A 307-nucleotide genomic window follows, 5' to 3' on the forward strand; every position below is an offset into this window, starting at 1 on the left:
TTGGCGGGATCGATGCCGAGCGCTGCGCCGGCATTCCGCGACCAGACGCGATGCTCGTCATGGCCATCATTCGACAGCACGCCGTCGCGACGGAACAGCCGCACCTTGCCGTCGCGCCAAAAGGCGTTCGCGTCGAACGGTTTCATGAAGGCGACATCGGAATCGCAGAAGACCAGCACGTCTTCCTTCGCCTGGCCGGCAATGGCGATGCGCCGCAGTTGCTGCACGTGCCAGCCGCGCAGCGGCTGTGTCCTGAAGCTCAGCCAGATGCGGCGGCGAAAACCGCTCAGCGGATCGTCGAACACGC

Annotated in this window: 1 protein-coding gene; it reads right to left on the reverse strand. The window is 65.1% G+C overall.

Annotated features, from left to right (window positions below; genetic code table 11):
* Positions 1 to 307 (reverse strand): DUF6492 family protein (locus tag EN852_RS38565; RefSeq protein WP_246694577.1); only part of this gene is annotated, 307 nt, incomplete at both ends.

Source organism: Mesorhizobium sp. M2E.F.Ca.ET.209.01.1.1 (assembly GCF_004010375.2).
Taxonomy (GTDB): Bacteria; Pseudomonadota; Alphaproteobacteria; order Rhizobiales; family Rhizobiaceae; genus Mesorhizobium.